The organism is Miniimonas sp. S16, assembly GCF_057748195.1.
The window spans coordinates 1,391,959-1,413,016 of record NZ_CM173242.1 but is presented as its reverse complement, the minus strand read 5'-3'; the positions used below and the strand labels follow the sequence as shown (position 1 = coordinate 1,413,016).

The 21,058-nt window shown below is 73.1% G+C and carries 19 protein-coding genes; 13 read left to right on the top strand and 6 right to left on the bottom strand.

What is annotated here, in order from left to right; all coding sequences use genetic code 11:
- Positions 1-18 precede the first annotated feature (18 nt).
- The 3 genes from arfA to AC3AQ1_RS06160 all read left to right on the top strand — a co-directional run bounded on the left by arfA (position 19) and on the right by AC3AQ1_RS06160 (position 3,294).
- Entirely contained in the window at positions 19-1,536 is a 1,518-nt protein-coding gene (gene arfA / locus AC3AQ1_RS06170; RefSeq protein ID WP_108718258.1) for an arabinosylfuranosidase ArfA, read from the top strand.
- Positions 1,529-2,608 carry an arabinan endo-1,5-alpha-L-arabinosidase gene (locus AC3AQ1_RS06165; RefSeq protein ID WP_234417840.1) on the top strand — a complete coding sequence of 360 codons (1,080 nt, stop codon included), beginning with the start codon at positions 1,529-1,531 and terminating at the stop codon, positions 2,606-2,608. Before arfA ends, AC3AQ1_RS06165 begins: the two co-directional genes overlap by 8 nt.
- 212 nt (positions 2,609-2,820) lie before the next feature.
- Entirely contained in the window at positions 2,821-3,294 is a 474-nt protein-coding gene (locus tag AC3AQ1_RS06160) for an META domain-containing protein (protein ID WP_108718257.1), read from the top strand.
- An 86-nt stretch (positions 3,295-3,380) separates the two neighbouring features.
- Here the strand turns inward: AC3AQ1_RS06160 and AC3AQ1_RS06155 are convergent, their stop codons facing one another.
- Positions 3,381-4,241 (bottom strand): transglutaminase-like domain-containing protein, encoded by an 861-nt coding sequence (locus AC3AQ1_RS06155; RefSeq protein WP_234417839.1) that lies wholly within the window; start codon positions 4,239-4,241, stop codon positions 3,381-3,383.
- A gap of 385 nt (positions 4,242-4,626) precedes the next feature.
- Between AC3AQ1_RS06155 and AC3AQ1_RS06150 the strand changes: the two genes are divergently transcribed.
- The 9 genes from AC3AQ1_RS06150 (at position 4,627) to pstB (ending at position 15,123) form a co-directional block, all read left to right on the top strand.
- The gene (locus AC3AQ1_RS06150; protein WP_108718256.1) at positions 4,627-5,265 is read left to right on the top strand and encodes a hypothetical protein; all 639 of its coding nucleotides are present in this window, start codon (positions 4,627-4,629) and stop codon (positions 5,263-5,265) included.
- On the top strand, positions 5,262-6,272 hold the full coding sequence (gene mshD / locus AC3AQ1_RS06145) for a mycothiol synthase (RefSeq protein ID WP_108718255.1): 1,011 nt from the start codon (positions 5,262-5,264) through the stop codon (positions 6,270-6,272). The genes AC3AQ1_RS06150 and mshD overlap by 4 nt, the downstream gene beginning before the upstream one ends.
- Positions 6,269-8,461 (top strand): RNA degradosome polyphosphate kinase, encoded by a 2,193-nt coding sequence (locus tag AC3AQ1_RS06140; protein ID WP_108718254.1) that lies wholly within the window; start codon positions 6,269-6,271, stop codon positions 8,459-8,461. The genes mshD and AC3AQ1_RS06140 overlap by 4 nt, the downstream gene beginning before the upstream one ends.
- A 47-nt stretch (positions 8,462-8,508) precedes the next feature.
- Positions 8,509-9,513: an NUDIX hydrolase gene (locus tag AC3AQ1_RS06135; RefSeq protein ID WP_108718253.1), complete on the top strand. Its 1,005-nt coding sequence runs from the start codon at positions 8,509-8,511 to the stop codon at positions 9,511-9,513.
- A 140-nt stretch (positions 9,514-9,653) separates the two neighbouring features.
- Positions 9,654-10,898, top strand: a complete 1,245-nt coding sequence (locus AC3AQ1_RS06130; protein WP_199916539.1) for a glycoside hydrolase family 3 protein — start codon at positions 9,654-9,656, stop codon at positions 10,896-10,898.
- 166 nt (positions 10,899-11,064) lie between these two features.
- Positions 11,065-12,204: a phosphate ABC transporter substrate-binding protein PstS gene (pstS, locus tag AC3AQ1_RS06125; protein ID WP_234417838.1), complete on the top strand. Its 1,140-nt coding sequence runs from the start codon at positions 11,065-11,067 to the stop codon at positions 12,202-12,204.
- A 162-nt stretch (positions 12,205-12,366) separates the two neighbouring features.
- Positions 12,367-13,362, top strand: a complete 996-nt coding sequence (pstC, locus tag AC3AQ1_RS06120; protein ID WP_159096410.1) for a phosphate ABC transporter permease subunit PstC — start codon at positions 12,367-12,369, stop codon at positions 13,360-13,362.
- Positions 13,362-14,297: a phosphate ABC transporter permease PstA gene (gene pstA, locus AC3AQ1_RS06115; RefSeq protein WP_108718251.1), complete on the top strand. Its 936-nt coding sequence runs from the start codon at positions 13,362-13,364 to the stop codon at positions 14,295-14,297. The genes pstC and pstA overlap by 1 nt, the downstream gene beginning before the upstream one ends.
- A 46-nt stretch (positions 14,298-14,343) precedes the next feature.
- Positions 14,344-15,123 carry a phosphate ABC transporter ATP-binding protein PstB gene (gene pstB / locus AC3AQ1_RS06110; RefSeq protein ID WP_108718250.1) on the top strand — a complete coding sequence of 260 codons (780 nt, stop codon included), beginning with the start codon at positions 14,344-14,346 and terminating at the stop codon, positions 15,121-15,123.
- A gap of 90 nt (positions 15,124-15,213) precedes the next feature.
- Here pstB and AC3AQ1_RS06105 read toward each other — a convergent pair whose 3' ends face one another.
- The 3 genes from AC3AQ1_RS06105 to AC3AQ1_RS06095 form a co-directional block, all read right to left on the bottom strand.
- The gene (locus tag AC3AQ1_RS06105) at positions 15,214-16,227 is read right to left on the bottom strand and encodes an inorganic phosphate transporter (protein WP_108718249.1); all 1,014 of its coding nucleotides are present in this window, start codon (positions 16,225-16,227) and stop codon (positions 15,214-15,216) included.
- 3 nt (positions 16,228-16,230) lie between these two features.
- Positions 16,231-16,863, bottom strand: a complete 633-nt coding sequence (locus tag AC3AQ1_RS06100) for a DUF47 domain-containing protein (RefSeq protein WP_108718248.1) — start codon at positions 16,861-16,863, stop codon at positions 16,231-16,233.
- Positions 16,864-17,025: 162 nt separating this feature from the next.
- Complete coding sequence (locus AC3AQ1_RS06095; protein WP_108718247.1) at positions 17,026-17,835, bottom strand: winged helix-turn-helix transcriptional regulator; 810 nt, start codon at positions 17,833-17,835, stop codon at positions 17,026-17,028.
- Between the two features lie 131 nt (positions 17,836-17,966).
- Between AC3AQ1_RS06095 and AC3AQ1_RS06090 the strand changes: the two genes are divergently transcribed.
- Positions 17,967-18,707, top strand: a complete 741-nt coding sequence (locus tag AC3AQ1_RS06090; protein WP_108718246.1) for a hypothetical protein — start codon at positions 17,967-17,969, stop codon at positions 18,705-18,707.
- On the opposite strand, the gene AC3AQ1_RS06085 is transcribed toward AC3AQ1_RS06090, so the two are convergent.
- Together AC3AQ1_RS06085 and AC3AQ1_RS06080 are read right to left on the bottom strand one after the other, a co-directional pair.
- Positions 18,695-19,897, bottom strand: coding sequence for an SGNH/GDSL hydrolase family protein (locus AC3AQ1_RS06085; RefSeq protein WP_108718245.1), 1,203 nt, complete (start codon positions 19,895-19,897; stop codon positions 18,695-18,697). The two genes, AC3AQ1_RS06090 and AC3AQ1_RS06085, sit on opposite strands and share 13 nt — an antisense overlap.
- A gap of 5 nt (positions 19,898-19,902) precedes the next feature.
- Complete coding sequence (locus tag AC3AQ1_RS06080) at positions 19,903-21,051, bottom strand: glycoside hydrolase family 88/105 protein (RefSeq protein WP_108718244.1); 1,149 nt, start codon at positions 21,049-21,051, stop codon at positions 19,903-19,905.
- Positions 21,052-21,058: the final 7 nt, after the last annotated feature.

Genomic DNA, 21,058 nt, shown 5'->3' with positions numbered 1-21,058 from the left:
CTCGTGCGAGGAGCACCCATGGCCCAGGCCACACTCACCATCGATCCCGCCTTCACGATCGGACCCGTGCGCCGCCGCACGTTCGGCTCGTTCGTCGAGCACCTCGGCCGCTGCGTCTACGAGGGCATCTACGAGCCCGGCCACCCGACGGCCGACGAGGACGGCTTCCGCGGCGACGTCATCGAGCTCGTCAAGGAGCTCGGCATCTCCACCGTGCGCTACCCGGGCGGCAACTTCGTCTCCGGCTACCGCTGGGAGGACGGCGTGGGCCCGGTCGAGGACCGGCCCAAGCGCCTCGACCTCGCGTGGCACTCCACCGAGCCGAACACCGTGGGCCTGGACGAGTTCATGGCGTGGGCGCGCAAAGCCGACGTCGAGCCCATGATGGCGGTCAACCTCGGCACCCGCGGGGTCGCGGAGGCGCTCGAGGTGCTCGAGTACGCGAACATCGCCGGTGGCACCGCGCGATCGGACCAGCGGCGCGCGAACGGCGCCGAGGAGCCCTACGGCATCCGCATGTGGTGCCTGGGCAACGAGATGGACGGCCCGTGGCAGACCGGCCACAAGACGGCCGCCGAGTACGGCCGACTCGCCGCCGAGACGGCGCGCGCGATGCGGCAGATCCAGCCCGACCTCGAGCTCGTGGCCTGCGGCTCCTCCAGCGCGTTCATGCCGACCTTCGGCTCGTGGGAGCACACCGTGCTCACGGAGACCTACGAGCTCGTCGACTACGTCTCGGCGCACGTCTACTACTGCGAGGGCGACAACGACCTCGGGTCCTTCCTCGCCTCCGCGGTGAACATGGACCACTTCATCGAGTCGGTCGTCGCGACGGCGGACGCGGTGCGCGCCGCGGGCAAGCACACCAAGCGGATCCACATCTCGTTCGACGAGTGGAACGTGTGGGACCAGAAGCGGGTGGAGTCCTACATCCCCTCCCCGACGGGCGACGACTGGCCGATCGCGCCGCCGCTTCTCGAGGACCACTACACGGTCGCGGACGCCGTCGTCGCGGGGAACCTGCTCATCTCGCTGCTGCGGCACACCGACCGCGTGCACTCGGCGTCGCAGGCGCAGCTCGTCAACGTCATCGCGCCGATCATGACGCAGCAGGGCGGCGGCATCTGGAAGCAGACGATCTTCCACCCGTTCGCCCAGGCCTCCTCCCTCGCCAAGGGCGCCGTGCTGCGCACCCTCGTCGACACGCCGACGTACGAGACCGCCGTACACGGCACCGCGGGCCTCGTCGACGCGGTCGCGACGTGGGACTCCGAGAGCGGCGAGCTCGTCGTGTTCGCCGTCAACCGCGCCCAGGACGAGGCGACCGAGCTCGCGGTCGACGTCCGGATGGCCGGCCTCGAGCTCGTCGAGGCGACGAGCTACTCCCACAGCGACCACACGTGGCAGGCCTCGCCCGAGGACGACACCACGGTCCTGCCGGTCGCCAACGAGAGCGCGCGCACGACGGCGGACGGCCGCGTCACCCTCAGCCTCCCGGCGATCTCGTGGAACGTCGTGCGGCTGCGCCGTGCGTGAGACCCGCCCGTCGCGGGCGGTGCCGGCGAGCAGGCTCGCCGGCACCGCCCTCGCGGTCGCCGTGGTCGCGGTCTCCGGCGCCCTCGCCGCGTGCGCCGGCGAGGCCCCGGCGGCCACGGTGATCGAGGCCGACGGGGACACCGCGACCCACGACCCGGCACTCGTGATCACCGACGACGCCTGGTACGTCTTCTCCACCGGCGACATCGGGGTCGGGTTCGGCGCTCCGCAGATCCGCCGGTCCACGGACGAGGGCGTCACGTGGGAGCGCATCGGGACCGTCTGGGACTCGAGCACCCGGCCCGAGTGGGTCTACGCGACGGTGCCGGGCGTCACGAACTTCTGGGCGCCCGAGGTGATCGAGCACGACGGCACCTACTACCTCTACTACTCGGCCTCGACCTTCGGGAAGAACGCCTCGGCGATCGGGCTCACCACCAGCGCGTCCCTCGACCCCGACGACCCGGACTACGGGTGGACGGACCAGGGTGTGGTGTGGCAGTCGGCTCCGGGCGTGAACTACAACGCCATCGACCCCGGCGTCATCACTGCGCAGGACGGCACGCCGTGGATGGCGTTCGGGTCGTTCTGGGGAGGCATCCAGCTCGTGGAGCTGGCGTGGCCCCACGGCAAGCCCGTGGCCGACGCCGAGCCCACCCTGCTGGCGGCCCGCGGCTTCTCGCCCAACCCGATCGAGGCGCCGTACCTCGTGTGGCACGACGACTGGTACTACCTGTTCGTCTCGCGCGACTTCTGCTGCCGGGGCACCGACTCCACGTACAACATCGCGGTCGGCCGCGCGCGCGACGTCACGGGCCCCTACCTCGGCCCCGACGATGCGCCGATGACCTCGGGCGGGGGACTGTCGCTGCTCAGCACGGACGGCGACATGGTCGGGCCGGGCGGGCAGTCGGTGTCCGACGGCGTGCTCGCGTTCCACTACTACGACGCCGCCGCGGCGGGGGCGTTCCGCCTCGGGCTGCGCGAGCTCGCGTGGACCGAGGACGGCTGGCCGGTGGCGCGCACGGCGCAGGAGCGGCGCGCCTTCGAGGACGCCTCGGCGTCGTCCTGATGGCGCGCGCGTCGCGGGCGCGCTCTCGCGGGATCCAGTGGTGACGTGGCTCACTTCCGGCCAGGATTGCCCTGCCCGGGACACGTGCAGGGCAGACGGGTGCCGCGGGGGAGCGGCCCCCGCGATCGCACCTCGGCCCCCCGTCGGACCGATGTCCGACGCACGCCCGACCCACGCCCGACCCACGCCCGACTCACGCAGCAGGAGACACCATGACCCAGGTCCGCACCCGACCCACCACCCGCCGCCGCTCGCTCGCGACGGTCTCGCTCGCCGTCGTGCTCGGCGCCTCCGTTCTCGCCGCGTGCGCCTCCGGCGGCTCCGGCTCCGGCGGCGCGACCGCCGAGGCGCTCTCGCTGGAGGGCTCCTGGACGCTCGTGTCCGGCAGCGGTCCCGACGGCGAGATCACGCCGGTGGACGGCGCTCCGATCACGCTCATGGTCGACGGCGAGGGTGCGGTGAGCGGCAAGGACGGCTGCAACAACATCGTCTCGACCGTGACCGTCGACGGCGACACGGTCACGTTCGCGCCGATCGCCTCGACGATGATGGCGTGCGAGCAGCCGATCATGGACGTCGCGACCGCGTACGGCTCGGCGCTCGGCGCCGTGACGACCGGTGACCTCGACGGCGAGCAGCTCGTGCTCACCGGGCCGGACATCGAACTCACCTACGACCAGGCCTGAGCCACCGGCGGCATCCCTGCCGCCGGCGGACGAGTGCGGGCGCGGACCTCGGTCCGCGCCCGCACTCGTCGCGCGAGACCCGCGGGTCAGGGCACCTTGAGCATGAGGGAGTGGTCGTCCGGGGGGAGGAAGGGCTCCGCCGTCGCGAGCACCTTCATCCGGTCCAGCGTGAGCCGGGCGCCGTAGTTGGACAGGAACGCGGTGTCCGAGGCGTCCCGGCCGGTCGCGACGCGCACGAGGGTGTGCCGCGGTGCGAGCCGCGTCGCGTCGACGACGTGCCACGCGCCGTCGACCCACGCCTCGGCGACCGCGTGGAAGTCCATCGGGAACAGCCCCGGCGCGTACACGGCCGCGAGCCGGGCGGGCACGTCGAGCGCCCGCAGCATCGCGATGACGACGTGCGCGTAGTCGCGGCAGACGCCGCGCCGCGCGAGCAGGGTCTCCACCGCGCCGTCGGTGGGCCGGGAGATCCCCGGGGTGTAGCGCGTCTGGCGGTGCACCCAGTCGCCGACGGCGAGCACCAGCTCGCGCCCCTTGAGCCCGCCGAACTCCGCGTAGGCCGTGCCGAGCAGACGGTCGGACTCGACGTACCGGGACGGACGCAGGTACGTCAGCAGGTCCACGGGGCCGCCCGCGTCGCCGACGATCTCCTCACCCTCGGCGTCGTCGTGCGAGGAGTCGACCTCGTCCCAGTTCGTGTCGACGTTCGCGTGGTAGCTGAGCACGAGGGGCGTGCCGGACACGCCCGGGTCCACCTGGAGGTGGTGGATCACGCCGTGGTGGGGCGCGGGGATCTCGGTGGGGACGAGTTCGGTCTCGCCGAGATGGATGGTCAGTCGCTGCTCGATGAGCAGCCCGGGAACCCGCGCGACGGCGACCATGAAAGCCAGATCGGCGGGACCCTCGCTGAGCGTGAGCTCGAGGGTGGCGGAGACGTTGCGACGCACCTCTGAAGGATCCCATGACGCGGGGGCTCGCCCGGCCGCGCGCGGGTCCGCACCCGGCCGTTCGGCCGGGCCTGACCGGCCGAGCGTGCGCGAGCCACCCGTACGTCGGGACCGGTGGCATCCGACGCTTTGACTGGTGGCTCCGTCACATTGACTGGTCAGATTGCAGATCGCCGGAACTCAGACCGGACCCGCCGCTGTGACCTGCGACGATGCTCCCGGGTGCGGTCGCCGCCGGGTCTGACCAGTCAATGTGTCGGAGCCACCAGTCAATGTGTCACGAAAGGCGGCCCGCATGGGCCTCCCAGTCGCCCGCACGGGCCCGCAGTCGCCCACCCGGGCCCCGCACCGGGCTGCCGGCGCCGCGGGGGTGACAATGGGGCGCATGACCGAACGCCCGCACCGCCCGCGCCGGCCCGCCTCGCTCGACCCCGCCCAGGCCGACCGGATCGCCGGGGGAGCCGATCCCGCACTGCGCCTGCGCGCCGCGCACGCCACGGCGCAGGCCGTGCTGCGGCGCGGGCACGAGTCCGACGTCGACGTCGAGACCGTCGACCGGCTCGTCCGTCTCGTGGAGACCGAGGGGCTCGAGGTCGTCGCCTCGCTCTGGGCCGACAGTGACGCCGCCTCCCTCCCCGGCGCCCTGTGGCGGCTGTACGTGCTGCGCGAGTGGATCCGCCGCACGCCGGTCGAGGTCACGGCGCGGTACGCGCTCGGGGCGCAGCGCGCGGAGGTGGACGACGCCGTCGCCGGCGTGCCCACGCCGCCCACGCCGCAGGAGGTCGCGGCGCTCGCGGACGCCGTGCTCGCCGGCGCCGTCACCGCGGACCTCGACGTCGCGCTCGACCGCGCCGCCGCCTTCTACCGCGTCGTCGGGACCGGGACGGCGCTCGACGCCGACCTGCACGACGCCCCGCACGGCCCCGAGGCCGCGCACGCCACGCGCAGCGCCGCCAACCTCGTGCGCACCGGGGAGGAGCTGCGGGACGCCGCGCGCCGGGCGCGGGCCGGGACGCTGGAGTGACCACGGTTCCCGGGCGGCCACCGTCTCCCGCCGACCGCATCGAGTCGGGCGACGCCGTCGCCCCCGGTCCATTGCATGAGGTGGACCGTCGCGCCGTGCTCGCGCTGGCCGCCCGAGCACAGGCGCACGACGGCGTCGCCCCCCTCTCCGAGGAGCACCTCCTCGCGCTGCGCACGCCCAAGGCCCACGTGCTCGTGCGCCGTGAGGCGGGCGCGATCGTCGCGGCGGCGTCGCGGTCGGGCTCCGCGGCCGAGGTCGTGGTCGACCCGGCGCACCGGCGCCGCGGGCACGGCGCGGCGCTCGTCGCCGGCGTCCTCGCGCAGGACCCGAACGTCGGGTTCTGGGCGCACGGCGACCTGCCCGGCGCGCGCGCCCTCGCGGCCTCGGCCGGGCTCGAGGCGGCGCGGTCGCTCCTCGTGCTCGAACGCCCGGTCGGCCCGGCCGACCTCGATCCCGACGTGGCGGGTGCGCTCGCCGCCGCCGGGCTGACCGTGACCACCCACGCCGACGCAGTGGCGACCGACGCGGTCGCCGGAGGCGCGGGCTCGAGCCAGGGGCGAGGAGCGGCCGACGCCCTGCTGTCGGCGTGGCTGGAGCTGAACGCCCTCGCGTTCGCCGACCACCCCGAGCAGGGCCGCTGGACCCGGGCCGACCTCGACGCTCGGCTCGCCGAGCCCTGGTACGACCCGGCGCTCCTGGCGGTGGCGACCCGCGCGGGCGCCGTCGTCGGCAGCGTGTGGGTGAAGTCGGTCGGTCCCGAGCGCGCGGAGATCTACGTGCTCGCCGCGCACCCGGCGTCGGGCGGCGGCGTCGGCCGGGCACTGCTGCGGTGGGCGACGGCGCAGGTCGCCGCGCGCGGCGCGACGAGTCTCGAGCTCTACGTAGACGGCGCAAACACGCGCGCCCGGGCCCTGTACGAACGCACGGGCTACGCGGAGCGAACCCGGGATGTCCAGTATCTGACCCTTTCGCGACCCCCCCGCGGTGGTGTCACGATAGGGGCATGACCGACCAGGCGTTCGCCGCCGCCCCCGACACCCTCTCCGACGAGCTCCCGGACGTGGCGAGCCAGGCGGAGGCCGACGAGGTCCAGCTGCCCGAGGGTCGGTTCGCCGACCGCGAGCTGTCCTGGCTCGCCTTCAACGAGCGCGTCCTCGAGCTCGCCGAGGACCCGGGGCTGGCGCTGCTGGAGCGGTGCCGGTTCGCGGCGATCTTCGCCTCGAACCTCGACGAGTTCTTCATGGTCCGGGTCGCCGGACTCAAGCGGCGCATCGCGACGGGGATCGCCGTCACGGCCGCATCGGGGCTGACGCCGCGTCAGGTGCTCGAGGCGATCTCGGTCCGGGCCCACGAGCTCACGGCGCGGCACGCCGAGCTCTTCCGGTCCGAGCTCGTGCCCGCCCTGGAGGGCGAGGGCATCACGTTCGTGCACTGGGAGGACCTCGCGGACGAGGAGCAGGACCGCCTGCACCGGTTCTTCCGCAAGCAGATCTTCCCCGTGCTCACGCCGCTGGCGGTGGACCCGGCGCACCCCTTCCCGTACATCTCGGGGCTCTCGCTCAACCTCGCGGTGGTGGTGCGCAACCCGGCCACGGAGAAGGAGCACTTCGCCCGGGTCAAGGTGCCGCAGTCGCTCCCGCGCTTCGTCAAGGTGGAGGAGGCGCTGACCGGCGAGGCCGACGAGCGCGGGGCCAACCGGCTCATCGCGCTCGAGGAGCTCATCGCGGCGCACCTGCACTACCTCTTCCCGGGCATGGACGTGGTGGAGCACCACTCGTTCCGCGTCACGCGCAACGAGGACCTCGAGGTCGAGGAGGACGACGCCGAGAACCTCCTCAAGGCGCTCGAGAAGGAGCTGCTGCGGCGCCGGTTCGGCCCGCCCGTGCGGCTCGAGCTCGCCCCGGACATCTCGCCGCAGATCCGCCGCCTGCTCGTGCGCGAGCTCGGCGTGGTCGAGCACGAGGTCTACGAGCTGCCGGCCCCGCTCGACCTCACGGGCCTCAACGTCGTGGCGGACCTGGACCGCCCCGACCTGCAGTACCCGCGGTTCGCCGGTCGCACCCCGCGTGCGCTCGCCGAGGTCGAGAGCGCGAGCCCCACGGACTTCTTCGCCACGATCCGCGAGCGGGACATCCTGCTCCACCACCCGTACGACTCCTTCTCCACGAGCGTGCAGCAGTTCCTCGCGCAGGCGGCGGCCGACCCCGCCGTCCTCGCGATCAAGCAGACGCTCTACCGCACGTCGGGCAACTCCCCGATCGTGGACTCGCTCATCGACGCCGCCGAGGCGGGCAAGCAGGTGCTCGCGATCGTGGAGATCAAGGCCCGGTTCGACGAGCAGGCGAACATCTCCTGGGCCCGCAAGCTCGAGCAGGCCGGCGTCCACGTCGTGTACGGCATCGTGGGCCTCAAGACGCACTGCAAGCTCTCGCTCGTGGTGCGCCAGGAGTCCGACGGCCTGCGCCGCTACTGCCACATCGGTACGGGCAACTACAACCCCAAGACCGCGCGGCTGTACGAGGACCTCGGGCTGCTCACGTGCGACGGCGAGGTCGGCCAGGATCTCACCCGGCTCTTCAACCAGCTCTCGGGCTACGCGCCCAAGAGCCGGTTCCACCGGCTGCTCGTCGCGCCCCGCTCGATCCGCGCGGGCCTGATCGAGCGGATCGAGCGGGAGATCGTCAACCGCCGCGAGGGCAAGGACGCCTGGATCCGGATCAAGGTCAACTCGATCGTCGACGAGGCCACGATCGACGCGCTGTACCGCGCGTCCCAGGCCGGCGTGCCCGTCGAGATCGTGGTGCGCGGCATCTGCGCGATCAAGGCAGGTGTGCCGGGGTTGAGCGAGAACATCACGGTGCGCTCGATCCTCGGGCGGTTCCTCGAGCACTCGCGGATCTACGCGTTCGCCAACGATGGCGAGCCCGAGTACTTCATCGGCTCGGCCGACCTCATGCACCGCAACCTCGACCGCCGGGTCGAGGTGCTCGTGCGGCTCACCGACCCCGACCACCTCGCGCAGCTCGCGAACCTGTTCGCGCTGTCGGTCGCCGACACCACCTCGTCCTGGCACCAGGTGCACGTCGACGGCGAGCAGCAGTGGGTGCGCCACCATCTCGGCCCCGACGGCGAGCCGCTCCTCGACCTGCAGAGCGCGCTGATCGCGCGGCCGCGTGCCCGGGTGAGCGTGCGGTAGTGCCGGCCGCTGTCCTCCGGGCACCCCGCGCCTCCCGCAGTGCACCCGTGACCACCCCACCGCTGCCCGCACCCACCGTCCACGCCGGCGGCGCGGTCGTCTGGCGCGTGGACCGCGGCCACCTGCAGGTGCTCCTCGTGCACCGGCCCCGGTACGACGACTGGTCGTGGCCGAAGGGCAAGGTCGAGCCGGGGGAGAGCCTGCCGGCCTGCGCCGTTCGCGAGGTCGGCGAGGAGACCGGGCTGCCCGTCGTGCTCGGGCAGCCGCTGCCCGGCGTGCGCTACCGCCTCGCCGACGGCCGCCTCAAGCAGTGCCACTACTGGGCCGCCCGCGTGCTGGACCCCGGGTCACCCGCGCTCGCGGCGCGCGGCGTCGTGCCGCGGTGCTCGCCCGAGGAGATCGACGAGGCCCGCTGGGTGACGGTGCCCGAGGCGCGCCGCGTCCTCACCCGCGCGGCCGACCGCCTCCCGCTCGACGCGCTCGTCGACCTCTGGGACGACGGCCACCTCGACACCCGCGCGCTCGTGGTGCTGCGGCACGGCCGGGCCAAGAAGCGCAGCGCGTGGAAGGGCGGCGAGGACGACCGGCCGCTCACCGCCGTCGGGCTGCACCAGGCGGTCGCCGCGGTGAGCATGCTGGCCGCCTACGGGGTGTCCGAGGTGTACACGAGCCCGTGGGAGCGGTGCGCCGCGTCGGTCCGGCCGTACGCGCTCGCGTCGGGACTCACGCCCGTCGCGGTGCCCGAGCTGACGGAGGCGGCTGCCAAGCGCCGGCCCGGCGCGGCCCGCAGCGCCGTGACCCGTCTCGTCGGGGAGTTCCGGCACCGGCGCGGGGTCGACGTGCCCGAGGGTGCCGTGCTGTGCACCCACCGGCCCGTGCTTCCCCTGGTCCTCGAGGCGCTCGCCAGCCGTGCGTCCTCGCGCGTGCGCGCCACCCTGCCGCGGGAGAACCCGTACCTGCGCACCGGCGAGCTGCTCGTCGTGCACGTGCTCCCGCGCCACCGCCGGGGTGTGCGGATCGTCGCCGCCGAGCGGAGCAGGCCGCCCGTCTGACGCGGCCCACCAGGCGATCACCGGGCGCACGCCCGTGCGCGCGCGTGCCCCCGTGCCGCCCGCCCCTTTGGCCGGCCCTTGGCGAGATCGTTGCGTCCAGCTGGCCGACGCGGCGCTCCCGGTCCGGCATGATCGCCCCCATGTCGCAGACCTTCGCCCGGCCCGTGCGACGCACCGCTCGGGGCTTGCGGAACGCGCGAGGCGCCACGGGCGTCGCGGCCACCGTGCTGGCCGCGCTCGCCCTCGTCGGGTGCTCCTCGCCGTCGTCCGCTCCGTCCCCCAGCCCGAGCACGGCGCCGTCGACGACCGTCCCGACACCCAGCCCGGCGCCCAGCCCGACGCCGAGCCCCACCCCCAGCCCGACGCCCGACCCGGTGCAGTCGCTCACCCTCGAGCAGCGGGTGGGCCAGCTCTTCGTCGTGGGCTCGAGCGCGTCCAGCGCGGACGCCGTGACCCTGGACGCCGTGAGCAGGCTCGCCGTCGGCGGCGTGTTCCTGCACGGCCGCTCGAGCGCCGGCGTCGACGCGACCAGCGCCGTGGTCACGACGCTGACCTCCGCCTCGACGTCGCCCGTTCCGGTGCTCGCGGCCACCGACCAGGAGGGCGGTCAGGTGCAGGTGCTCAGCGGTCCGGGGTTCTCCACGATGCCGTCCGCGCTGCAGCAGGGCCAGCTGGCCACGAGCGACCTGGAGTCCTCGGCCGCGACGTGGGGCGGGGAGCTCCACGCCGCCGGGGTCACGCTCAACCTCGCGCCCGTGCTGGACGTGCCGGCGAGCGCCGAGGCCGCGGCGGGCAACGCGCCCATCGGCGCGTTCGACCGGGGGTTCGGGTACGACGCGCAGGCGGTGGCGACGGCGGGCCGCGCCTTCGCGGACGGCATGGCGACGGCGAGCGTCGGCACGGTCTTCAAGCACTTCCCCGGTCTGGGCCTCGTCACGCAGAACACCGACACCACCGCGAACGTCACCGACACGCAGACGACGGCGAGCTCGCCCAGCGTGCAGGCGTTCGCCACGGTCATCGGGCAGGGTGCGCCGTGGGTGATGGTCTCCTCGGCGATCTACACCCAGCTCGACCCGGCCAACCCCGCGCTGTTCTCGTCGTCGATCGTGACCGACCTGCTGCGGGGCACGCTCGGCTTCACGGGCGCGGTGATGACCGACGACGTGTCGGCGGCCGAGGCCGTCGCCGCGTGGTCGCCGGGCGACCGCGCGGTCAACGCGATCGCGGCGGGCTGCGACGTCGTCCTCGTCTCGGCCGACCCGACGGTGGTCGCGGAGATGGTGGCCGCCGTGCTCGCGAAGGCCCAGTCCGACGCCACGTTCGCGGCCCGGGTCGACGAGGCCGCGGCCCACGTGCTGGCGGCCAAGGGCTGGCACGGCTGAGTCACCGAGGACGCCGTTCGGTGTGATCGTTCCCACGATCGGGCAAGGTGTCGCCGCTCGTTCACCTCGCATTCACCCTGCGCCGGGCGGCGCGTCACCCGCCCTTCCTACCTTCTCGTCATGGCGGACACACGCGTGCCCGCAGACCAGACGAATGGGGAACGAAGTGAAGCAGTCGATCCGTCGTGGCACGTACGCGATCCTCGCCGCGAGCACGGCACTCGTGCTTGCGGCCTGTGGGTCGTCGGCGTCGTCCGGTGACTCCGGTGGCAGCGACTCGACCGCCGGTGGTGGCGAGTCCGCGGCGTCCGGCGACCTGTCCGGCAACCTGGCCGGCGCGGGGGCGTCGTCCCAGGCCAAGGCCCAGGAGGGCTGGGTCGCCGGGTTCACCGAGGCGAACCCCGACGTCACCGTGACGTACGACCCGGTCGGCTCGGGCGGTGGCCGCGAGCAGTTCCTCGCCGGCGGCACGCTCTTCGCCGGCACGGACTCCAACTTCAACGACGACGAGCTCGCCTCGGGCACCGAGCGCTGCGCGGGCGGCGACGTCGTGGAGCTCCCGGTCTACATCTCCCCGATCGCCGTGGTGTACAACCTCCCCGACGCGGGTGTGGAGCACATCCAGCTCGACGCCGACACCCTCGCGAAGGTGTTCTCCGGTGCGATCACCACCTGGGACGACGCGGCCATCGCGGCGCTAAACCCGGACGCCACCCTGCCGGCCACCAAGATCACCGTGGTGAACCGCTCGGACGACTCGGGCACGACGAAGAACTTCACCGACTACCTCGGTCAGACCGCGCCCGACGTGTGGACCTACGAGGCCGACGACGCGTGGCCGATCGCGTCGGTGCAGTCCGGTGACGGCACGTCCGGCATGATCGCGACGGTCGGCGCCGCCGTGGGTGCGATCGGCTACGCCGACGCGTCCCAGGCCGGCGACCTCGGCACCGTCGCGGTGCAGGTCGGCGAGGACTTCGTCGGCCCCGACGCGGACGCCGCCGCCAAGGCCCTGGACGCCTCGCCGCTCACGGACGACGCGACCGACCTGCGCATCACCTACAAGATCGACCGCACCACGACCGAGGCCGGCGCCTACCCGCTGATCCTCGTGTCCTACCTCGCGGGCTGCAGCACGTACGACTCCGCGTCGGACGCCGCGAACGTCGCCGCGTACTTCACGTACGTGACGAGCGAGGAGGGTCAGGCGCGCGCCGCCGAGCCGAGCGTCGCGGGCTCCGCGCCGATCTCGGACGACCTGCGCACCAAGATCGACGCGGCGATCGCGCAGATCAAGGGCGCCTGATCACCCTGCGACCGCTCCGGGGCGGCGCCCGCGGGTCCTCATCCAGGACCCGCGGCGCCGCCCCAGCCGAGTGATCAGCGGCGGCGCCCCGAGGTCCGCTCCGAACCGGGACGCCGCCGCGAACCCTCGACCTTCCCCCGCCACCGTGCAGAAAGGCGCAGCGTGAGCACCGACGTGAGGCCGGACCCCGTGGACGCGGTGGCTCCCGAGCCGCTCAGCGACCACACCAAGCACCCGGGCCGCTTCGGCAACCGGCTGTTCTCGGGCATCTCGCTCGCTTCCGGCATCCTCATCCTCGCGACCCTCGTGGCCGTCGCCGCGTTCCTCCTGCGGGAGGCGCTGCCGGCGATCACGTCGTCGACGCAGGACATCGCCGACTTCACCCGCGGCCTCAGCCTCGGGCAGTACATCGCCCCGCTCGTCTTCGGCACCGTGCTCGCCGCGATCATCGCGCTCGTCATCGCGGTCCCGCTGTCGATCGCGATCGCGCTGTTCATCGCGCACTACGCGCCGAAGCGCCTGGCCGGGCCGGTCGCCTACGCGATCGACCTGCTCGCCGCGATCCCGTCGGTCGTCTACGGCCTCTGGGGCTTCTACTGGCTCGTGCCGCTCGTCGGCCCGTTCTTCGACTGGGTCTCGACGACGTTCAGCTTCATCCCGCTGCTCGCGGACTACGCCCCGCCGGCGAAGAACATCACCTCGGCCGCGGTCGTGCTGGCCGTCATGGTGCTGCCCATCGTGACCGCGGTGTCGCGCGAGGTCTTCCTGCAGACCCCCCGCCTGCACATCGAGGCCTCGCTCGCGCTCGGTGCGACGCGCTGGGAGGTCGCCCGGATGGCCATCCTGCCGTTCGGCCGGTCCGGCGTGATCTCCGCGTCGATGCTCGGCCTGGGCCGCGCGCTCGGCGAGACGATGGCCGTGCTGATGATCCTGGCGCCGTTCGCCAAGGGCTCGTCCTTCTTCAGCTGGCACATCCTGCAGAGCGCGCAGCACCAGACGATCGCCGCGAACATCGCCCAGCAGATCCGCGAGGCTGACGGGCTCAGCGTGAGCGTGCTCATCGCCTCGGGTCTCGCGCTGTTCGCCATCACCCTCGTCGTCAACATGATCGCGCGCTGGATCGTCTCGCGCCGCGCCGCCTTCTCGGGAGCCAACTGATGGCCGTCCAGACCCAGTCACCGACCGGCCCGACGCCCACGCCGACCGACGCCGCGCCGTCGTTCGCCACGACGGCGAGCGGCCGGCGCCGCAAGCGGACCAACACGATCATGGCCGTCGTTGTCACCGTCGCGTTCCTCATCGCGCTCATCCCGCTGATCTCGCTGCTGGTCGAGGTGGTGGTCCGCGGCGGCAAGATGATCAGCTGGGACTTCCTCACCACCGACATGGCGGGCGTCTTCGGCGACATGACGACGGGCGGCGTCGAGCACGCGATCCTCGGCACGCTCCAGATCACGGCGCTCGCGACGCTGATCTCGGCGCCGATCGGGCTGCTCGCGGCGATCTACCTCGTGGAGTACGGCACCGGCCGGCTGGCGAAGACGCTCACGTTCTTCGTCGACGTGATGACCGGAATCCCGTCGATCGTGGCGGGCCTGTTCGCCGTCGCGCTCTTCGCGCTCCTCGTGGGTCCCGCGTACCGCTCGGGCCTCATGGGCGCCGTCGCGCTCTCGGTGCTGATGATCCCCGTGGTGGTGCGCAGCTGCGAGGAGATGCTCCGGCTCGTGCCGAACGAGCTGCGCGAGGCCGCGTACGCGCTCGGCGTGCCGAAGTGGCTCACGATCATCAAGGTCGTGCTGCGCACCTCGCTCGCCGGCATCGTGACCTCGATCGTGCTCGCGATCGCCCGCGTCATCGGCGAGACCGCTCCGCTCCTGCTCACCGTGGGCATCGTCACCACCGTGAACACGAACATGCTGGACGGTCGCGTCGCGACGCTGCCGGTGTTCGCCTACAGCCAGTACGCGCAGGACTCCCAGGGGGTGGGCGCCGACCGCGCCTGGGGCGCCGCGCTCGTCCTCATCGTCATGATCATGCTGCTCAACCTCGTCGCGCGGTTCATCAGCCGCCGGTTCTCGATCGCCGAGAAGTAGCGCGCTCGGACCAGCAGCCGCCACCGCACAAGGAGACCCAGAACCCATGTCCAAGCGCATCGACGTCAGCGACCTCGACATCTACTACGGCGACTTCCTGGCCGTGAAGGGCGTGAACATGGCCATCGAGCCGCGTTCCGTCACCGCCCTCATCGGCCCGTCCGGGTGCGGGAAGTCCACCTTCCTGCGCACGCTCAACCGGATGCACGAGGTGATCCCGAAGGCCCGCGTGGAGGGCAAGGCCGTCATGGACGGCGTGGACATCTACGGCCGCGACGTCGACCCGGTCGAGGTCCGCCGCCAGATCGGCATGGTGTTCCAGCGGCCGAACCCGTTCCCCACGATGTCCATCAAGGAGAACGTGCTGGCCGGGGTGAAGCTCAACAACAAGCGCCTCTCGCGCTCCGACGCCGACGCCCTCGTCGAGCGCTCCCTGCGCGGCGCGAACCTGTGGAACGAGGTCAAGGACCGCCTCGACAAGCCCGGCTCGGGCCTGTCCGGCGGCCAGCAGCAGCGCCTGTGCATCGCCCGCGCGATCGCGGTGTCGCCGCAGGTGCTCCTCATGGACGAGCCGTGCTCGGCGCTCGACCCGATCTCCACGCTCGCGATCGAGGACCTCATCGCGGAGCTCAAGGCCGACTACACGATCGTCATCGTCACGCACAACATGCAGCAGGCCTCGCGCGTCTCCGACCGCACGGGCTTCTTCAACCTCGAGGCCACGGGCAAGCCCGGCCAGCTCGTCGAGATGGACGACACCACCACGATGTTCTCCGCGCCCTCGCAGAAGCAGACCGAGGACTACATCTCCGGCCGCTTCGGGTGAGCCACGGCGGTGCGCCCCGGCGCACCGCTTCGCACCACGCGCACGCACGACGGCGAAGGCCGGCTCCCGAACGGGAGCCGGCCTTTTGCGTCAGAGCAGCACGGCGGCGAGCACGGCGTAGCTCCCGGCGGCGACCAGCGCCGCAGCGGGGATCGTGAGCAGCCACGCCACGCCGATGTTGCCCGCGACGCCCCAGCGCACGGCGGACAGTCGTCGGGTGGCGCCGACGCCCATGATCGCCGACGTGATCGTCTGGGTGGTCGAGACCGGGGCGTGCAGCCCCATCGCCATGACGTAGAGCACGAACGCGGAGACCGACTCGGCGACGAACCCGCGCGGGGGGTCCAGGTCGATCAGTCGCCGCCCCAGCGTCCGCATGATCCGCCACCCGCCCGACCACGTGCCGAGCGAGATCGCCAGCGCCGCGAGGAGCTTCACCCACAGGGGGATCGCGTCGTCGGCGCGCACCCAGCCTGCGGACAGCAGCGCGAGGAAGATGACGCCCATCGTCTTCTGGGCGTCCTGCAGGCCGTGGCCGAGCGCCATCGCCGCCGCCGAGACGGTCTGGGCGAGGCGGAACCCGCGCGTGGTGGGTCCCGGCCGTGCGTTCCGGAACCGCCACAGCACCCCGATCATCAGCGCGAACGCGAGCGTGAAACCGATCACGGGGGAGAGCACCATGGGGATGACGACCTTGTCCAGGACCTCGCCCCACTGGACCACGAACGAGCCCGCAAGGCCCGCGCCGACGAGCCCGCCGATGAGGGCGTGCGAGGAGGACGACGGCAGGCCGCGCCACCAGGTCAGCAGGTTCCAGCCGATCGCGCCGACGAGCGCCGCGAGCACGACGACGAGCGCGGCGCTCGCGTGCGAGCCCTCGCGGACATCGAGCGTGACGATGCTCGTGGCGATCGTCTCGGCGACCGAGGTGCCGAGCAGCGCGCCCACGAAGTTCATCACCGCGGCCATCACCACGGCGACCCGCGGGGTGAGGGCGCGGGTGGAGACCGAGGTGGCGACCGCGTTCGAGGCGTCGTGGAACCCGTTGGTGTAGTCGAAGCCCAGGGCGAGCGCGACGACGAGGAGGACGAGGGCGACCTCCACCGATCAGGCTTCCTTGATCGCGATGGTCTCGATCACGGCCGCGACGCGCTCGAAGGCGTTCACGGCGCGCTCGAGGCCGTCCGTGATCTCCTTCAGCTTGAGCACCTCCACGGCGTCGCGGCCGGCGGGGGAGGTGCCGTCGAAGATCGTCGAGAGCACCGCGCGGTGCATGATGCCCGCCGCGTTCTCGATGCTGTTCAGCTCGACCCAGTACTCGCGCAGGTTCGCCATGGTGCGCAGCCGGGGCACGGCGTCGGACGTCAGCTCGGCGCACCGCTGGATCGCGTCGACCTGCGCGACCACCCCCGCGGGCAGCTCGCCCACCCGGAACGACACGACGCGGTCGCCGACCTCCTCGAGGAGGTCGACGCAGTCGTCGAGGGACGCGGTGAGCCGCGCGATGTCCTCACGGTCCAGCGGCGTCACGAACGTCTCGGCCAGGCGGTGGAGCACCGCGTGCGCGCTCTCGTCGGCAGCCTGCTCCGCGGCGCCGAGTCGGGCGGCGAGCTCGGCGCGCGCGGCCGTCGGGGCGGCCACCAGCTGGGCGAGCAGGTCCGCGGTCGACGGGAGGTGCTGGGCGAGGGCGGTCAGGAGGTCGAGGATCGAGGAGTCGCGGGGCTTGAGGCGCAGGCGCACGAGCTCTCCCGAAGTCGAAGGGGGTAGTGGACACCGGACCGGGAAGCGCCTCTCGGCGCGTGGCCGCTCGAAGCGGCTGTGATTGGAGCCCGGGGCTTGCCCGGCCCGGCGTCCGCGGACACTCTACCTGCCGAAGGTGACGGGGTGTCCGGCGGGTGAACGTCAGGAGCGGGCGCCCGCCCGGGTGCTGGGACGCGCGGGGGCGACGCGCCCGGGGACGGGCGATGCCGCGCCGTCGGGGGCGTTCGTGCCGGTGGGCGCGACGACGGGCGCGACGATCGGGGCCTGCGCGAGATCGGGCCGCGGCGGCTCGAACCGGTAGCCGACGTTGCGCACCGTGCCGATGAGCGACTCGTGCTCGATCCCGAGCTTCGCGCGCAGCCGGCGGACGTGCACGTCCACGGTGCGCGTGCCCCCGTAGTAGTCGTACCCCCAGACCTCCTGCAGCAGCTGGGCACGCGTGAAGACGCGGCCGGGGTGCTGGACGAGGTACTTGAGGAGCTCGAACTCCTTGTACGTGAGGTCGAGCGCCCGACCGCGCAGCCGCACGGTGTAGCCGCTCGGGTCGATCGCGAGGTCGCCGGCCTCGATCTCGGCGTCCTCGTCGGCGAGGCGCTGCGAGCGGTCGGACTCCCCGAGCAGGCGAAGGCGGGTGGACAGCTCGGCCGGTCCTGCGGTGTCCAGGACGATGTCGTCGGTGCCCCAGTCGGCGTTCACGACCGTCAGCCCGCCCTCGGTGAGCACGAGGAGCAGCGGCACGGTCAGGCCCGTGGAACGGATGAGGCGGCAGGTGGTGCGCGCGGTCGCAAGGTCGCGCCGACCGTCCAGGATGACGACGTCCGCGTCGGGTGCCTCCAGCAGGGCCGACGGCTCCACGGGCAGCACGCGCACGCGATGACTGAGGAGGCCGAGAGCGGGCAGCACCTGGGACGAGCCACCGGGTTCCGACGTCAGCAGGAGCAGATCGGCCACGCCGTTCCTTCCTCGGGTCGGACAGGGGGAGTGGTTGGAGTGTATTGCAGTACCGTGGACGGGCCCCGTCGGGGCGCCCGGAGCTGCCGGGAGAGTCGTCGGCCAGAGCGCGTTCGCGCCGGGGGAGAGTCATGGCAGAGGTGCGCACGCTCGGCGCCTCGACGCGCGCCGTCGTGAGCGCCGCCGCGGCGGCCCTCGTGGCGATCGCCTCCTACGCGGGCACGACGGCGGTGCTCGCCGTGGTCGCCGTCCTCCTCCTCGCGTTCGCCTGGGGATGGCCGCGGCTGGTCGGCCTCCCCGTCGCCGGTCGACGCGCCGTGCTGCTCGCCGTCGTCGCCGTCCTCTCGCTCTCCGCGGTGCTGCTGACGGGCGATCTGGAGTACCTCGCGGTGGTCGCTGCCGCCGGCGTGATCGGCGCCTTCGTGCTCGAGCTGACCCGCGACGACGGGCGACCACGCCTCGTGGACTCGCTCTCGGCGTCGTGCGCCGGGGTCGTGGTGGTGGTGTCCGGCGCCGGCTGGGTCGGCATGGGGCGCACGCCGCTCGAGGTCGCCGTCGTGTTCACCGCCGCGGGCACGCTCGCCGCCGGCGCGGCGTGCGCCGCGATCCACCTGCCGCCGTGGGTGCACGCCGGGGTCACGATCGTCGGGGCGACCGTGGTCGGCGCCGTCGCCGGGCTCGTGCTGCCCGAGCTCGGCTACGTCGGCGCCATCATCGGCTTCGCGTCCGGCCTGCTCAGCGCCGCGCTGCACCAGCTGCTCGGGCGCTACCCCGCGGCGAACCGGCTCGTGCCGGCGCTCGCGGCCGCGGTGCTGCCGGTGGTCGTGGTGGGCGTGCCGGTCTACGTGATCGCGCGGTTCTACCTCGTCTGAGTCGTCTGGGCCGGCTGGGCCGGCGGCTGAGCCAGCCGCGAGAGGTGCTCGGCGGCGCGCTCCCCGATGCGCCGCTGCGCGGGCGGGTCGGGGTGCAGCAGGTCGGCCATCGGGAGCTCGACGCCGTCCTGCTCGCCGTACAGCGCGAGGCCGTCGAGGTGGTGCAGCGCGGTGTCGCCGGCCGCGCGGCGGGCGGCCACGACGTCGGCCACGAGTACCCGCATGTCCCGCAGCGTGAGGCGGCCCTCGGCCACCTGCTCCGGCTTGCCGAGCGAGACGAACTCGACGTGGTCGGTCACGGTCGGGTCGATCACGGTCGGCCCGGGGGTGTCCTCCGCGATGGGGCAGAACAGCGGGGAGATCACGAGGAACGGCGTGTCGGGGTGGCCCTCGCGCACGGTGTCGAGGAACCCGTGCAGCAGCGGCGCGAACATCCGCCGGCCGTACGCGTTCGCGTTGAGGACGTTGATCCCGATCTTGAGCGAGAGAAGGTCCGCCGGCGCGTCGCGCATCGTGCGGGCCACGAACGGGTCGAGCATCGCCGCGCCGGACAGCCCGAGGTTGACGAGGTCCAGGCCGGCCGTTCGCGCCGCGACGGCGGGCCACGTGCCGGTCGGCGACGCCGCCTCCGCGCCGTGGCTGATCGAGGAGCCGTGGTGCACCCACCGCGGTTGGTCGACGGCGGGCGGGGCCGCGACGTCGTCGGCCTCGAGCGCGACCAGCCGCACCCGGTCGCGGTAGGGCAGCCAGAGCTCGACGGTGCGCGCGCGGCCGTCGCCGGGCGGGAGGTCCACTGCGAGGGCCTCGGGCGCCCCGAGGTCCTCGTGCTGCGTGACCGCTGCGAGGTCGAGCGTGACGAGCCCGGTGCCGATGGGCTCGATGGCGCAGTGGAGCTCGCCGTCGAGCACGACGTCGATCGGGCCGGGCGGGCGCGGCGGTGTCTCGACGGCGGGCGGGACCGGGCGAACGAGGGTGCGGCTGACGCACGCGTGCAGCACGAAGGCGTCCGAGGTGGTGCGGAACCGCACGCGGACGCCCGAGGGGTGGGCGACGTTGACCGCGTACAGCGGGTCGGGGTACTGCGCGCGGGTCCACGCCGGGAGGCGCTGCGGGAGCAGGCCGGCGTCGGTCGGCTCGAGCCAGGCCGCGCCGCGGACGTCGAGCCGGGCGTCGGGGAACGGGATGCGCACGGGGACTACTCGGCGGTGTCGGCGGAGCCGCCGGCGCCCGACGCGCCCGTGCTCGCCGTCGTGCTCGCGTCGCTCTCGGAGACGGTCTCGGCGGTCCGGGCGGTCTCCGCCTCGGCGGCGCGGGTCGCCTCGCCCGCCGTGAGGAGCCCGGCGAGGAACGTGAGCCCGAGGCCCTGGCCCCAGCCCTGCGTCCACTTGCGGGAGATCGAGCGGTAGCCCTCGCGGTCGCGCATGACGGCGGTGCCGGCGGAGGTGTTGAGGAGCCGGCCGTCGGGGGAGACGTTGGCGAGGACGCCCTCCTGCGCGGCGGCCACGGCGCGGGTGTGCAGCGGGTTGCCGCCCGCGAGCATCGCCGCGGCGATCCCGGCCGAGGCCGAGAGCTCCTCGTAGCTCTCCTCGTCGTCGAGCACGGTGCGCCACAGGCCGTCGGGGGTCTGCAGCGCCCGCACGCCTGCGAGCTGGTCGCGCAGCGAGCTGTCGACGTCCATGAACTGCGGGTAGAGGTAGGGCTGCGGGATCGTGCGGCCGACCTGGCTCATCGTGTAGGCGGCCCAGGCGTTGGCGCGGGCCCAGAAGAAGCCCGACATGTGGTCGCCGCGGACGTTGTCGTAGCCGTGGTAGAAGAGGCCGGTCGCGGGGTCCTGCAGGTACTCGATGTGCCAGAAGTACTGGTTGAGCGCGTCGTCGACGAGCGCGCGGTCCTCGTCGCGTGCGCCGACCCGCAGCATGAGGAACGCCGCCATGAACAGGGTGTCGGCCCACGCCTGCTCGGGGAAGTCGTTGTTGGCGGACACGGTGTGCTGGAGCACGCCGTCGCCGAAGCGCAGCGCGCGGTGGCGCAGGTAGTCCATCTTCTGCTCGAGGATGTCGCCGTAGCGCTGCTCGCCGGTGACCTTCTGGAGCGTGAGCAGGCTGTGGCCCATCGCGCACGTGTTGACCGTCCAGCCCGGCAGGCCGACGTCGATGAGCTCGTCCACCCGCGCCTGCAGCAGCTCGAGGTAGGCGTCCTCGCCCGTCGCCTCGTACGCCTGCGCGACGCCGTAGTACGCGACGCCGCACGGCCAGTCCCACGTGAGGTCCATCGCCATCGTGCGGCGGACCATGGCGTCCAGGGCGGTGCGCAGGCGTGCGTCGTCCGTGCTGACGCGGATCATCTCGGGG